Origin of the sequence: Actinomadura rubrisoli, assembly GCF_004349215.1 — a bacterium.
Taxonomy (GTDB): domain Bacteria; phylum Actinomycetota; class Actinomycetes; order Streptosporangiales; family Streptosporangiaceae; genus Spirillospora; species Spirillospora rubrisoli.
This window is the reverse complement of record NZ_SMKU01000269.1, coordinates 1-12,703: the sequence shown is the minus strand read 5'-3', so window position 1 is coordinate 12,703 and position 12,703 is coordinate 1. Positions and strand designations below refer to the sequence as shown.

At 67.2% G+C, this 12,703-nt stretch carries 12 protein-coding genes and 1 pseudogene; 10 read left to right on the top strand and 3 right to left on the bottom strand.

The window, feature by feature from the left end; genetic code table 11:
• Positions 1 to 353 precede the first annotated feature (353 nt).
• Positions 354 to 1,946, top strand: a complete 1,593-nt coding sequence (locus tag E1298_RS34670; protein ID WP_207945006.1) for an FAD-dependent oxidoreductase — start codon at positions 354 to 356, stop codon at positions 1,944 to 1,946.
• A 53-nt stretch (positions 1,947 to 1,999) separates the two neighbouring features.
• Positions 2,000 to 2,169 (top strand): annotated as a pseudogene (locus E1298_RS34665) (helix-turn-helix domain-containing protein); the annotation flags it as partial.
• A gap of 113 nt (positions 2,170 to 2,282) precedes the next feature.
• Here the strand turns inward: E1298_RS34665 and E1298_RS34660 are convergent.
• Positions 2,283 to 2,924 carry a TetR/AcrR family transcriptional regulator gene (locus E1298_RS34660; protein WP_243725987.1) on the bottom strand — a complete coding sequence of 214 codons (642 nt, stop codon included), beginning with the start codon at positions 2,922 to 2,924 and terminating at the stop codon, positions 2,283 to 2,285.
• Positions 2,925 to 3,029: 105 nt separating this feature from the next.
• On the opposite strand from E1298_RS34660, the gene E1298_RS34655 reads away from it, so the two are divergent.
• The 4 genes from E1298_RS34655 (at position 3,030) to E1298_RS34640 (ending at position 7,715) form a co-directional block, all read left to right on the top strand.
• Positions 3,030 to 4,145: an FAD-dependent oxidoreductase gene (locus E1298_RS34655; RefSeq protein WP_131900901.1), complete on the top strand. Its 1,116-nt coding sequence runs from the start codon at positions 3,030 to 3,032 to the stop codon at positions 4,143 to 4,145.
• A 691-nt stretch (positions 4,146 to 4,836) separates the two neighbouring features.
• Positions 4,837 to 5,418, top strand: a complete 582-nt coding sequence (locus tag E1298_RS34650; protein ID WP_207945005.1) for a hypothetical protein — start codon at positions 4,837 to 4,839, stop codon at positions 5,416 to 5,418.
• Positions 5,419 to 5,498: 80 nt separating this feature from the next.
• On the top strand, positions 5,499 to 7,031 hold the full coding sequence (locus E1298_RS34645) for an ISKra4 family transposase (protein ID WP_131900899.1): 1,533 nt from the start codon (positions 5,499 to 5,501) through the stop codon (positions 7,029 to 7,031).
• Positions 7,032 to 7,277: 246 nt separating this feature from the next.
• Positions 7,278 to 7,715 carry a hypothetical protein gene (locus E1298_RS34640; RefSeq protein WP_131900897.1) on the top strand — a complete coding sequence of 146 codons (438 nt, stop codon included), beginning with the start codon at positions 7,278 to 7,280 and terminating at the stop codon, positions 7,713 to 7,715.
• 307 nt (positions 7,716 to 8,022) lie between these two features.
• Here the strand turns inward: E1298_RS34640 and E1298_RS51345 are convergent, their stop codons facing one another.
• The gene (locus E1298_RS51345) at positions 8,023 to 8,157 is read right to left on the bottom strand and encodes a hypothetical protein (protein ID WP_279499375.1); all 135 of its coding nucleotides are present in this window, start codon (positions 8,155 to 8,157) and stop codon (positions 8,023 to 8,025) included.
• 627 nt (positions 8,158 to 8,784) lie between these two features.
• On the bottom strand, positions 8,785 to 9,909 hold the full coding sequence (locus E1298_RS34630) for an FAD-dependent oxidoreductase (RefSeq protein ID WP_131900895.1): 1,125 nt from the start codon (positions 9,907 to 9,909) through the stop codon (positions 8,785 to 8,787).
• A 93-nt stretch (positions 9,910 to 10,002) separates the two neighbouring features.
• On the opposite strand from E1298_RS34630, the gene E1298_RS34625 reads away from it, so the two are divergent.
• From E1298_RS34625 to E1298_RS51970, 4 genes are all read left to right on the top strand, one after another.
• A complete protein-coding gene (locus E1298_RS34625; RefSeq protein ID WP_165975821.1) occupies positions 10,003 to 10,734 on the top strand; it encodes a TetR/AcrR family transcriptional regulator in 732 nt (243 codons plus the stop codon).
• Between the two features lie 321 nt (positions 10,735 to 11,055).
• Entirely contained in the window at positions 11,056 to 11,433 is a 378-nt protein-coding gene (locus tag E1298_RS48685) for a hypothetical protein (protein ID WP_165975820.1), read from the top strand.
• An 87-nt stretch (positions 11,434 to 11,520) separates the two neighbouring features.
• The gene (locus tag E1298_RS34615; RefSeq protein ID WP_131900891.1) at positions 11,521 to 11,775 is read left to right on the top strand and encodes a hypothetical protein; all 255 of its coding nucleotides are present in this window, start codon (positions 11,521 to 11,523) and stop codon (positions 11,773 to 11,775) included.
• Positions 11,776 to 11,938: 163 nt separating this feature from the next.
• Positions 11,939 to 12,322 (top strand): hypothetical protein, encoded by a 384-nt coding sequence (locus tag E1298_RS51970; RefSeq protein ID WP_165975819.1) that lies wholly within the window; start codon positions 11,939 to 11,941, stop codon positions 12,320 to 12,322.
• The last annotated feature ends 381 nt before the right edge of the window (positions 12,323 to 12,703 follow it).

Below are 12,703 nucleotides of genomic sequence, written 5' to 3'. Positions count from 1 at the left end.
AAAACTCAAGCAGTTCCGCGCCATCGCCGCACGGTACGACAAACTGGCCAGCCGCTACCGCAGCGGCCTGCTACTGGCCAGCCTCATCCTCTGGCTCCGCCACCACGAGTTGTCAGACACCACCTAGTAGTTCACATGATCCCCCAGACGGGCCCCTACGGCTCCCGACCAGCGGAGCCGCCCTCGTTTGTCACACGGATGTCGGGCTCGGTCATCCGGTTGGCGCCGAGCGCGGTAGCGCAGTGCGGAGACGGCGATCCCGAATTACCGCGCTACCTCGCTGATCGAGTAGTCCACATCACGATGATGGCAGGTTGCGCTCAAGTCCACTTGAGCGGGCACGCTGACATCGCATGATCAGTGAGGAGAACACCGTGGAGCGATTCGAGGTAGTAGTGGCCGGCGCCGGACCGGTGGGGCTGTCGACAGCGTTGTTCCTGGCGGATCGCGGAGTCCAGGTGCTGGTGGTGGACAAACGCGACCCGCTCGACGGTCCGCCGCGCGCCAGTACGACGGTTCGGACCTGGGAGCTGTTCCGGGCCATCGGGCTGGGGCCGACGTTGGACCGCGCCGGCTGGGACGGCCCGCTGCCGATGCGATCGATGGTCAAGGACAGCGCGGTCGGAACCGTGCTGCATCGGGCAGCCCCACCGCCGGCCTACGCGGAACGGCTGGACACCTGCAGCCCGGTGGATTCCCGGCGCGCGATGACGCAGTACGAGCTGCAGCGAATCGCGTTGGCGGAGTTGCGGCGCCGCGGCGGGCAGGTCCGGTTCGGCGCCGAGTTGGTCGAGTTCACCGCCACCGCCGAAGCCGTGCACGCTCGGGTGGCCAATGCCGGCACCGGCCGCGAATACCAGGTGGTCACCAGCTACCTGGTCGGGGCCGACGGTGCCCGCAGCCGAGTTCGGGAACTGATCGGCGCCGACGTGCCCGACCGGCAGGTCGACGCCAGGCTCAACACGGCGTTCTTCCGCGCCGACCTGCGCAGGCTGATACCGGAGTCAGCCACGCACGCCTGTTTTATCCGCAACGAACAGGTCTACTGCACGCTGTTCGCGAAGGGCGCGGCCGGTGACCGCTGGTCCTCGCACATCATGGACTACCCCGGCAAACCCGCCGAACTCGCCCGGCTATCGGCGGAGCAGACCCTGCGGCTGCTGCACGCGGCGATCGGCGACGACACCGTGCCGATCGACCTGATCGAGTGCAACGCCTGGGAGGCCGCGATCGGCATCGCCGCGGCGCTGCGCCGCGACCGGGTATTCCTGGTAGGCGACGCCGCCCATGTGCAGAGCTCCGCCGGCGGGCTGGGCATGAACACCGGCATCCAGGACGGGCACAACCTCGCTTGGAAGCTCGCCGCCGTGCTACGCGGACAAGCCGGCGAGACCCTCCTCGACAGCTACGAGCCCGAACGCCGGGCCGCCGCCGAGGCATCCCTCGCGCTGTCCCGCCGCCTGCTTCGCGGATACCAGGCCCAACAAGACACCAACCAGCTCTACATGCAGGCAGCCGCCGATTACCTGCGCGGGATGATGTTCTACCGATACGACTCCCGTGCCGTACTCACCGATGACGCTGCTGCCACCGACATCCTCGACGGCCAGGCGATACCCGGCTGCCGCCTGCCACATCGATGGCTCACCGACAGCGACCGCCACCTGTCCACACTCGACCTCGTCGGTGCGCGGTGGACCCTGCTGACAGGCCCGAACGGCACCGGCTGGCTCACCGTGGGCACGAACGACCTGCGGGTGCGGCAGATCACCGCGGCCATGGCCGACGGCGATCCCGCCGCATTCACGGACGTAGCCGGCACCGAGCCTGATGGTGCACTCTTGATTCGCCCCGACGGGTTCGTCGCCTGGCGGTCGCGCAGCCTCCCCAGCGACCCGAATGACACCATCCGCTCCGTCATGCACACCCTGCTCGGACACACCTGAGCGCGCCCTCCATCAGGCGCATGGAACCGGACCCGAGTCCGCATTCGGTACTCGTGGCCCACCCCAACGCCCCGCTCAGCATCGAAGGACGGCGCCGGCTCGTCGAACGCTGCCAGACACGTCCTATCGCCCACGTCGCAGCAGAGATGGGCATCTCCCGCGCTTGCGCGAGTAGGTGGGTCAACCGATGGGCGTCGACACGGCGAGCCAGGGCTTCACGATCAACCGCCGCACGGTGACTCGACACCTCGCCCGACTCGGGGTGACTATGACGTCTCGACGCGTCAGGCCGACCTGGTGCTCTGGGGCGGTACCGGTCCGGTCTTCGGCCGGGCGTCATCTTGAGACGCGGGCTTCGATGCCGTCGAGCAGGAAGTCGAGGCCGGCGCGGAAGGTTTGGTCGGCGTCCAGGTGGGCGCCGTCGCGTACGACCGTGGCCAGTGCGGGGAATCGGCCGGTTGCGAAGGTCCGCTCCAGATAAGGCCCGAAGGTTGCCTGCCACTGCCTCTTGTCCATCCCGGTGGCTCGCTCGGCGCGCCGCTCGGTGATCTCTCGGCGCACCGCGCCGATCACGTACGCATCGACCGCGGCGACCACCGGCACGACGGTGTTCACGTCGACGCCGCCTAGTGCGGACAGCACGGCCTCCATCCTGGCCAGCGAGTGAGGCCCGAGCTGCGGCCGCCCGCCGATCAGGTCGGCGAACCATTCGTGCTGGTGAACGGCTTGCCGGGTGGCTTCGGCAAGGGACCGCAGCACTTCCCGCCAACCGTCTCCGGCCGGCCGGATCTCGGCCTGGACGGCATCAACCATCAGGTCGAACAACTCGTCCTTGGTGGCGATGTAGCCGTACAGCCGCATCGGCCCGGCGTCCAGCGCGGCGGCGACCTTGCGCAGCGACACCGCCTCCAGGCCGTCCGCGTCGGCCAGCCGGATCGCCGCTCGTACGATCCGCTCCCGGCTCAGCGGGGTCGGCACCGGTCGATTCGGTGGCTCCGGCCGCTCCCACACCAACATATCTCTCACGATACAGCGCATGGCTCGATACAGTGTATTGACGAATACGACGAATCGGAGGCAACCATGGCCATCACCATCGTGGGAGCCGGGCTGGGCGGCCTGGCCCTTGCGCGGGTATTGCGGATGAACGGCATCGACGCCGTCGTGTACGAAAAAGAGCCGTCGCGCGACGCTCGTGGTCAGGGCGGCATGCTCGACCTGCACGCCGAGACCGGGCAGCGGGCGATGCGCGAGGCCGGCCTGTTCGATGAGTTCCACGCAATCGCCCGCCCTGAAGGCCAGGACCTGCGTCTTCTGGAGCCAGACGGCACCCTGCTGCTTCAAGAGGACACCCCCGAGGACGCCCCGCTCGATCGTCCCGAGGTCGACCGCGCCGATCTGCGTAACCTGCTGCTGGATTCGCTACCCGAGGACGCGGTGCGTTGGGGGCACGCGTTCGAGCACGCCGATATCGGCCTGCTGCACTTCACCGACGGCAGCACCGCGCCGTATGACCTGTTGGTCGGGGCGGACGGCGCGGACTCCCGGGTCCGCGCACTGCTCACCGACGCCCGACCAGCACACACCGGCCAGAACGCCATTGAGCTCGGCATTCCCGACATCGACCGCACCCACCCCGACCTCGCGGCGATGGTGGGGCGCGGCAACTACTGGGTGCTCGGCGACGGAAAGTCCCTGTCGGCGCAGCGCAACGGCGACGGTCGCGTACGCATCTACCTCAGCTTCTACAACACCGCCGAAGACTGGTTCGCGACCAGCGGAATCCCGTGCGACGACCCCGCCGCCGCCCGGGCACGGCTGATCGACCTGCTCGCCGACTGGGACCCACGCTTCACCGCACTGATCGCCGCCTGCGACGACACGGTCGTGCCACGGTCGATCACCACTCTCCCGGTCGGCCTGACCTGGCCGTCGACCACAGGTGTCACGCTGCTCGGCGACGCCGCGCATCTGATGCCGCCGGTGGGGCAGGGCGCCAACATGGCGCTGCTCGACGGCGCCCTGCTCGGCCTCGCGCTGGCCGCGCATCCGGACGACTTTCCCGCCGCCGTCAAGGAGTACGAACGCGAGATGTTCGAACGCACCAGCGTCGCCGGCCGACTGTCCGCGCGCATCCAGGAAATCCTGACGTCGCCGGACGCCAGCCAGAAGATGCTCGCATTCTTCCAACCCGGCTGAAGGTAACCGAACACGACCGAGCAACCGGCCGCCCAGACAGCGCGGGCGTGCCGGGGAGCGGCCGAGGCGTCCCGGCTCACGAAGACGTCGGCGCTCCGTCATCAGGCGGAGGTCCGGCACCGTGGTGCTGGTCCGCTCCGCGAGCGCTTCCAACTGCGGGGCGGGCCCAGTCCAGCTCCGTCTCGCCCACATTGGCGGCCAGTGCGGACACGAGCCCGAGGCTGGGTCCAGCGGCTGGCGGGTCGACAGGCCGCGTACAGCGTGGCCAGGCGTCCAAGCCACGACGACAGGGCTCACCCGCCGCCATCGGCAGGTGCAACGGCCGGCGGCGGGGTCTGCCGGGGTTCATGCGAGCTTGCGTTCGAACAATCAGCGCCGCTCGGACGGCCCGGCGTACTCGGCCATGAGTCAATGGCCTCCAGCGGGTGCTCGGGCATTTCCGCGGTGGCGATGGCCGACGCGCGGAGCAGCGGAAATGAGACGCCGATCCGCATCTCCGACGTCCTGCGATGGCGGTCAACCCGCAGGTGCGGCACAGCCGAAGAACTTCCTCGTGGACCGCTGCCACCGGCCGGCGCCGCCTACTCAAGACACCACTGCCGGATGGGAGTAGTTCCGGCTCAGGGAGTGGGGTGAGCTGGGGATTTAGGTGAAAGCTCGCCGCAAGTGGTGTTGTCTTCTACCGTGCGGGGTGGAGGCGACCACGATGGGCTCACTGTTTGATGAGCTGGCGCGGCGAGAGGCCGCAGTGCGGCAGCGGATCGAGGAGATCCAGGAGCAGATCGCCGAGCTGAACGGGCTGTTGGAGGCCGAGGAAGACCGGTTGTCGCGGTTGGTCATCACCCGGGAGACCGTGCAGGAGGTGTTGGGTGAGTCTGCCGGGGTGATCGCCGAGCCTGTGACTGGCCCCGGCCCTGCCGATGCCGGTGAGACGACGTCACCGATCGGGGTGCTGACGGTGCCGCCGTGGCGGCCGGGCATGACGCCGTCGGCGTTGCCGGCCGCGTACCAGGACGCGGTGGAGATCTTGGCGGATGCCGCGGAGCCGATACGGGCCGGGCAGATCGCGTCCGCGATGGGGCTGGAGGACACGGCGGCCAAGCGGGAAGGACTGCGGTCCAAGCTGAAACGGCTGGTCGAGCGCGGCTGGGCGACCCAGGACGAGCCGGGACTGTTCACGCTGACCATCCCGGTGGCCCGCGAGTTGGCCGCCGGGCCGAGTAGTGGGTCGGGCGATGGACCAGACGGCATCGTCTCCTCACCGGCGGGGTGATTGCGGGCGGGCTCTTCCCCGGTGCAGGTTCGAAGGCAACCACACCTCAAGAACCACCGCGCCGGGAAGAAGAGCCCGCGATGAAAAGCTACGTCGCCGGGGCCGGTGTTGACGCCTTTGCGTCCGCGAGGAACACCTTCAACTGTCTCATCGGTCAGCTCACCGATCCGCAGACCCTGTCCTGGTCGCACGACCGTCTCGAAGACACCCTGGCCGAGCAGGGACGTGAACTGCTGCGGCTGCTCCTGCAGGCGCACCTGGATCTTCGGGCTGACCGTGAGCGGGCCCGCGCCGAGCGCCTTCGCGGCACCGGTGCCGGGATGAGCGGGGTCGACGGGATCGAACGGCGCCGCCTGGAGAACGGGCACCACCGGCTGCTGGCCACGGTGTTCGGCACGGTGACCGTCACCCGGTGCGCCTGGCGCGCCCCCGAGGTCTGCAATGCCTATCCGGCTGATGAGCAGCTGTCGCTGCCGGCCGGACGACACTCCCACGGCCTGGCCAGGCTGGCCGCGGTGGAGGCGGTGCGCGGTTCGTTCGACGATGCCCAGGACGCGATAGGTGCCCGGTGCGGGAACGTGGTTGGCAAACGGCAGCTCTTGCAGTTGGTGCGCCGGGCCGCGGTCGATATCGACGCCTTCAACGCCTCCCTCATGCCGGTGCCGCGCACCGCCGAGGAACTCCTGGTGATCAGCTCCGATCAGAAAGGCGTGGTGATGCGGCCCGAGGCGTTGCGGCCGGCCACCGCCAAGGCCGCCGCCCGGGCTACGCGCACCTTCCGCACCCGCCTGGCCGCTGGGGAGAAGGCCGCCCGCAAGAGGATGGCCACCCTCGGGGCGGTCTACGACGCGGTCCCCGCGCCGCGCCGCCCCCACGACGTGATCGCCGTCCCCGGAGGGCGACGCGGCGACCGACCATCTCGTCCCGGACCGGTTGCCCACGGCAAATGGTTCAGCGGATCGGTGCTCACCGAGCCGGATGAGGTGATCAGGCAGGCCTTCGACCAGGCCACGGCCCGCGATCCCACCCACGCACGCACCTGGGTCGTGCTGGTCGACGGCGCCAGGCACCAACTCGACCTGATCCGCGCCGAGGCCGCTCGCCGCAAGGTGAGCATCCATATCGTGATCGATTTCATCCACGTGGTCGAGAAGATCTGGGCCGGGGCGTGGGACCTGCACCAGTCCGGCGACAGTGTTGCCGAGGACTGGGTCGCCACCCACGCCCTGGCGTTGCTGGCCGGACACACCGACCAGGTCATCACCGCCCTGGGCGCCCAAGCCGCCGGGCTTCCCGCGCGCCGCCGCGAACAGATCGACACCGCGATCCGCTACCTGACCGGCCACACCGCGTTCCTGCGCGACGACCAGGCCTTAGCGGCCGGATGGCCGATCGCCACCGGCGTCATCGAGGGCGCCATCCGCCACATCGTGGCCGACAGACTCGACATCGGCGGCGCCCGCTGGGGCCTGGCCGGAGCCGAGGCCGTCCTGAAACTACGCACCCTGGTCGCCAATGGCAGTTTTCCTGAGTATTGGCGGTTCCACCTCGCACGCGAACACCACCGCGTTCACCGCACCCCCGGCCAGGGGAAATACGACCTTACCGCCTGATCGACCGCTCCACCAGGAGGAACCACATTATTGAGCTTGCACTACTCGCCGTCCTAATCGCGCTAGCGCACCTGCCAGCGATCACCCTCGCGGCGGGAGTTGCCCGCTCGACTTCGGCGCGCCGGGCATAGCCTCCGCATGAACATAACGTGCCACCAACCAACTCCATGGCCGCTGCCAGCGGCCATGGAGGTCTATCTTTCGGGCGGGACCGGTCCCGAAGCCTGCCACCTATAATTGCCCGTCATGTGGTCCCGGACTGCTTCGATGATATTTATCGGTCTTGCTGTCGCATTGATCTATTATCTGGTTGATTCTACAACCTCCTCCCCGAGTCTAATTCGAGTAGAGTTCAATAAACAGGGCGAGGCATGCTCGGGTGGACTAATTTTAGACCGAGACACGGGGGAGGAGATGTCTTGCTGTAGCAGCACGTCTGGTTTCTGCGGCAACGACTCTCATGATGAAGACGCTCAAATCCTTGACCTAGCTCGCAATCTCGCCTCTGATGGCGGTCTGTCCGGCGGCGACAGGGCAGAGATCGATCGGCTGGCCAAAAAGATCAACGCAGATCGGGGTGCGCATGAGTTTACAAACAAAGATTGGGTTGCGTTTTATTCTATTCCCATCTGCGGCTATATAGCTTTTGTTTTGTGGTTTCGTCGCGCTTGGATTTGGGATTGACCTCGACATATTCTTCCCTGGTCTTTGCTGGCCCAGACCCCCGAAGCAGGACCTACTCAGCTCCAACTTCGAGTCGGCCGTTCAACTCGGCGATCTGTTCCCGGATCTCCTCGATCCGCTGCCGGACCGCAGCCTCCCGCCGCGTCAGGTCCTCAAACAGTGAGCCCATCGTGGTCGCCTCCACCCCGCACGGTAGAAGACAACACCACTTGCGGCGAGCTTTCACCTAAATCCCCAGCTCACCCCACTCCCTGAGCCGGAACTACTCCCATCACCGATCCCGCTTCATAAACCCTATAGGGACACGTTACCTGCCGGTCAGGGATTTGCCGGTGATGTAGAGGCGCATGTCCATGTCGTCGAAGGTAATGAAGAAGGACTCGAAGAACTTATGGGTGAAGTTGGCGATGGTGTCGAACTTGAAGTATTCGTTGAACAACATCGGACCGGCAATTCCGGGTATCCGGCGGCCGGCCCACGCCGCTGCCGGGCTGATGCACCCTCACCCAGCCGATCCTCTCCGATACTCGAACCTCCCCACCGAGCACGACTACTCGCATTGGCCATGTTCGCCAAGCTGTGACCTCGCTGATTGCGGTAGGAGTTCGACGCTGGTGCGCACCATGGTGAGACATGGGTGACGGACTCGGTCGCGAAGTTCAGGATCTGATCGAATGCCAACGCGACGAAATCGGAGAACATCATCTCCACGACGGCCTGCTGCCCGATTAGGGCCAGACCGGGCACCCCGGCCACTCCGGCCACCCTCGCTCAGCGGAGTGGTCGGCACGCGATCGGGAAACGCGCTGGAAAGCCCTCTCGTAATCTTGAAGGCACCGCCGCAGGTCCAGGACGTCCCCACCCAGCAGATGGACGGCCGGGTCTCCGGTGAATAGGATATGCAGGGCCCCATTCAGGTTCTCGGATACTCGAATCTTCTCTGGAATGCCGGTGAGCGGGAGCACTCTCGTCGCGGTAGCCCAGCGTGCCTACCCGACTCCGAGCGGACTCCCATCAGTATGTCCTCGACCGGGCGGGGCCGGTCGATCGCACAAGGTGAATTTCGGTCTCAGGACAGTTTCGCTTCTGGGGCGAAGGCGGGCAGCTTCTCGAGGCTACTGCGCACTGCCTGGGCGCCGTACTCGAACATCTGCCGCTCGTAGTCGTCGACCGCGCTGAGCAGATCCTGGCGGCCTTCATTGGCCTCGATCAGGCAGCGGCACAGCAGGTCGGCATCGCGCAGCGCGGTGTTCGCGCCGTTGCCGCCGGTCGGGGATGTGGCGTGGATCGCGTCGCCGAGCAGCGTGACCGGGCCAGACGCCCAGCGCTCACCGGGCTTGACCACCCGGATGGACAGCAGTGTGCTGTTGTCCGGGTCGGCCCGCTCGATCAGCGCGCGCAACTCCGGGTGCCAGCCTTCCATCCTGGACAGCACGGCGTCCTGCGCGGTCAGGTCCTCCAGCGAGCCGTTCGGCGGCAGGATCATGGCCCAGCGCACGTAGTCGCCGATGTCGGGCAGCGTGACTTCGGGGGCTATTTGCTCGGCGGCCTGCTTGGGCGGGGTACGGAAGCGCATCGCGCCGAGCAGCAGGCTGACGCCGTCGCCCGTGATCTTCGAGCCGTAGGCCTTGGACAGGCTGGCGAACTCGTCGGTCAGCGGGGTGCGGCCGATGACGAACCGGACGCCGGTGTCGGTCGGGGTGGTCTGCGGCGACAACACCCCGCGGACCGCGGAGGTGACGCCGTCCGCGCCGACGAGCAGGTCGGCGGTGGCCGGGTCGCGGCGGGCGAACTGGGCTTGGACCTTGCCGTCGGCCAGCACGTCGTAGCCGGTCAGCGCGGCATCAGTGTGCACGGTGAGGCCGGTCAGCAACAGGTGTCGCAGCACCTGCCGGTCGACCACGATGCCGGTCCGGCCCGCGCCGAGCCTGCCGATCTCGTTCAGCCGCGGGTCCAGGATCAGCTGCTCGGCGGAGGCGTCCATGACGATCTCGTCCAGCAGCGAGTGCCAGCGCGTCGGCAGGCAGTCGCGCACCGCCTGGAAACCGATCGGGTTCAGCACGAGCCGGTAGCCCTGGAACCGTGCGGCGATCCCCGGGTCGCGCTCGAACACGTCGGCCTCGATCCCGGCACCACGCAGACCCTGCGCGAGAGCCAGACCTCCCAGACCGGCTCCGACAACGGAAACTCGCATCACACCCCCGATACATCGATACGAACTAAGTTCGATCTGGCGAACTAAGTACTACCCGACGAACTTAGATCGTATCAAGTTATCGTGATTCGCATGTCCTCCGACCCCGGCCAACGCCGCGCAGCTCGCCATGCCCAACCCCAACCCGCAGCGGAGGCCGCCGCGTCGGCACCACGCAAGAAGCCGATCACCGTCGAACGGATCACCGACGCCGCTCTGGAAGTCATCGCCACCGCGGGGTATGACGCGCTGACCATCCGCCGGGTCGCCGCCGTGCTCGGCACCGGTCCGTCGTCGCTGTACGCGCACATCGTCAACAAGAACGACATCGACGATCTGCTGATCGGCAGGCTCTACGCCGAGGTCGTGCTCCCCGAACCGGACCCGGCTGCCTGGCGCGAGCAGCTGATCGGGGTGTACACGCAGATTCGCGACCTGTACCTGAAACACCCTGGAGTCTCGCGCGCCGCGCTGGCCATGGTGTCGACCAACCGGGAAACGCTGCGGGTCGGCGAAGGAATCCTGGCGATCCTGCTCGCGGGCGGCATCGAACCGACGACGGCCGGATGGGCCCGCGACGCACTGTCCCTCTACGTCAGCGCCTATACACTGGAGCAGTCTCTGGTCAAGCAACGGCGCCAGCACCAGGATCAGGAATGGGTGCTCAGCCACGAGGAGTTGCTAGACCGCTTCACCGCACTGCCTGCCGAGAAATTCCCGCAGACTCGACGCCATGCCGCCGAGCTGATCTCCGGCACCGGACACGACCGCTTCGAGTTCACCCTTGGCCTGCTCATGAACAATCTGCGGCCCGCATCCGGTTGACCTGCGGCCTGGACGACGACCCGCTCACCGACGCCCACGATCGCGACTTCGCCGTCCGCGACTACAAGACCCACATGAAGACCGCCCTGGGCCGCAAGGCGAACACCGTCAACGCCCACCCCACCGCCCTGGACCACTTCTTCGCCCAACTCGGACTCGGCCCCGCCACCGTCCGACGCGGACGACGCCCCCGAACCCGCGCCCCGCGCCCTGGACACCCGCCAGCAGAAGCGCTACCTGCGCGCCGTCGAACGCAAGCGCCGGTTCCTGCGGGAACTGGCCACCGAGCTGCCACCGGCCGAGCCCGGCACGCGCCGGATCGTGGTCGGCGACCTGAACATCCAGGAACCCGATCACGATCCCGGCTACCGGTTTGTTCCAGCCGTTCGAGTACGACGCCTACCGGGCGTTTCGGCGAGGCCGGGTACCGCGACGCGTTCTGACTGCTGCACCCGGACGCGGCCGAATACTCCTGGGTCGGCCGCACCCGGCGACGGCTACCGCTACGACCACGCGCTCGTCTCCCCCGGCCTGGCCGACCGGCTGACGGCCTGCGCCTACGTTCACCAGACCCGCACACCCGACAGCGGGACGCGGCTCACCGACCCTTCGGCGCTCACGCTCGACCTCACCGGGCAAATCCCGCCGGTGCGGGTCGACGATCCAGAATCGGCGCCGCCACCCGACGCGCTGTTCTGAACACGTCGGGAGCGAACTGCCGTGGCGGCCGTTACTCGCGTGGCATCCTGGGCGGCCCTGGAGCCCGGTCACCGAAGAGGACACGCCATGCGCATCGAGCGGTGGGACATCATCAGCGGGCTCGTGAACCAGACGCTGAACCCCGAACAGCTGAAGATGGCGACCACGTTCGTGGCGTGCATGCGCCAGCTCGGCTACGACATGCCTGAAGCGTCCGATCCCGGATTCAACTTCGCACCGAAGAACGCCGACGGCATGGACGGGCAGCAACTGCAGCAAATCGGCAAGGATCAGACGCAGTGCTTGAACAAGGCCGGCGCTAGCGACATTTCTGGTGGATGAGGTCCCGTCACCAGTCGGCATGGCCAGCTGCACAATCAGACCCACGGCAGCGCACTAGGCTGCCGATGTTTGATGTGAACCGGTTGCTCAGGTGTGGAGCGCTGGTCCTGCGGCGGAGCCGAAAGGCGGCCAGTTGCCGAGGAGGGTCCACGCCCATGCCCTGGTGCTGCTGACCGGACACACCGACCAGGTCATCACCTCCCTGAAGGCGCAGGCCGCTGGGCTTCCCGCGTGCCGCCGCGAACAGATCGACACCGCGATCCGCTACCTGACCGGCCACGCCGCGTTCCTGCGCTACGACCAGGCGTTGGCGGCCGGATGGCCGATCGCCATCGGCGTCATCGAGGGCGCCATCCGCCACATCGTGGCCGACAGACTCGACTTCGGCGGCGCCCGCTGGGGCCTGGCCGGAGACGAGGCCGTCCGGAAACTATGCACCCTGGTCGCAGGCGACAGCGTCCCTGAATACTGGCGCTTTCACCTCGCACGCGAACACCACCGCGTTCACCACACCCACGACCAAGCCGAGTACGACCTCACGGCCTGACCCGCTCCTTCAGGAGGAACTACTCCCCTGCCGGATGACCTCGGTCAGCAGTGCCTCCGGCGACAACTGGCTGCCAACCGGCCGATCACCTCGGCCTGGTGGACGCCACGTCCCAGTTCCCTCTACGGATAGGCAGTCCTCTGCGTGGATGCCCGGAGGCCGGGACGATCGAGCACGCGATTTCGGAAAATCATATGGATGGCGAGGCGCCTTCCCGCGAAACAGCTCCACCGGCTCCCTGTGGCGGGTAGCTCGAGCGTGTCACCTGAAGTGTGGAAAGATCATCTCTTGTTGTTGTGAGGCCCGCTTTACCTGATCCGCCCTGGATAGGCGATGGCGAGTTCGTTGAGTGCTTCGCGCCAGCCTGAGACGCGGAGTCCT

Bases quoted from the DNA above. Each gene is read 5' to 3' on its own strand.
- E1298_RS34670 (WP_207945006.1), top strand. From the start codon at position 354: ATGATCAGTGAGGAGAACACCGTGGAGCGATTCGAGGTAGTAGTGGCC.
- E1298_RS34655 (WP_131900901.1), top strand. From the start codon at position 3,030: ATGGCCATCACCATCGTGGGAGCCGGGCTGGGCGGCCTGGCCCTTGCG.
- E1298_RS34645 (WP_131900899.1), top strand. From the start codon at position 5,499: ATGAAAAGCTACGTCGCCGGGGCCGGTGTTGACGCCTTTGCGTCCGCG.
- E1298_RS34640 (WP_131900897.1), top strand. From the start codon at position 7,278: ATGTGGTCCCGGACTGCTTCGATGATATTTATCGGTCTTGCTGTCGCA.
- E1298_RS51345 (WP_279499375.1), bottom strand. From the start codon at position 8,157: ATGTTGTTCAACGAATACTTCAAGTTCGACACCATCGCCAACTTCACC.
- E1298_RS34630 (WP_131900895.1), bottom strand. From the start codon at position 9,909: ATGCGAGTTTCCGTTGTCGGAGCCGGTCTGGGAGGTCTGGCTCTCGCG.
- E1298_RS34625 (WP_165975821.1), top strand. From the start codon at position 10,003: ATGTCCTCCGACCCCGGCCAACGCCGCGCAGCTCGCCATGCCCAACCC.
- E1298_RS34615 (WP_131900891.1), top strand. From the start codon at position 11,521: ATGCGCATCGAGCGGTGGGACATCATCAGCGGGCTCGTGAACCAGACG.